The 640-nt window shown below is 40.6% G+C and carries 1 protein-coding gene; it reads left to right on the forward strand.

Annotated features, from left to right (window positions below):
- Positions 1 to 640, forward strand: a 640-nt coding sequence (locus tag HMPREF0518_RS09340; RefSeq protein ID WP_003627988.1) for a UPF0236 family transposase-like protein, incomplete at both ends; no start/stop codon positions are given.

Genomic DNA, 640 nt, shown 5'->3' on the forward strand with positions numbered 1-640 from the left:
AATGTTGGTTTAGTTGATGAAACTAAAAAGCAAGGCTATCAGATTGAAAAGAAAAATAAGCGTTCAGTGGTGACAGTTTTTGGCGAAATCAGTTACTGGCGCAGAAGATATGTCTGTCCAGGCAGGAAGGCAAAATACCCGTTGGATCAATTGATGGGCTATGACAAGTATAAGCGCTATAGTGTTTTAGCAGTTAAAAATATTTTGCAGGTTAGTGCTGTATCAACTTACCGCAATACTGCCTTAGCTGTTAATACCCTGTCTAGCTTTAACATTAGTCATAGTCAAGTTGGTAAGCTGATTGTTCAAGCGGGCAAGCAAATCAAGGCACAGCAACAGTCTGAAGAAAGGTACGATGGCATTACCCAAAAGAAAAAAGTACCAGTGCTTTATCTTGAAGGCGATGGCGTTGTAATTAAAGGGACCAAAAAGCGGCTGGAGTTTCACCGCTATCAAGTCTGTGAAGATATTATTAATGTGAGCAAGACGCGCAGAAAGAGAGTTCAAGCCAAAGAGTTCGTTTCTTTAAGCCGCTTGAATGCCTTGCAAGAAATCAAAGCTTATTTAGCTAATACCTATGACTTAAGCGATACTTTGATCATTAGTAATGCCGATGGCGGCGCTGGCTATGCCAAAAAAG

It is taken from the genome of Lactobacillus helveticus DSM 20075 = CGMCC 1.1877, from assembly GCF_000160855.1.
GTDB lineage: Bacteria > Bacillota > Bacilli > Lactobacillales > Lactobacillaceae > Lactobacillus > Lactobacillus helveticus.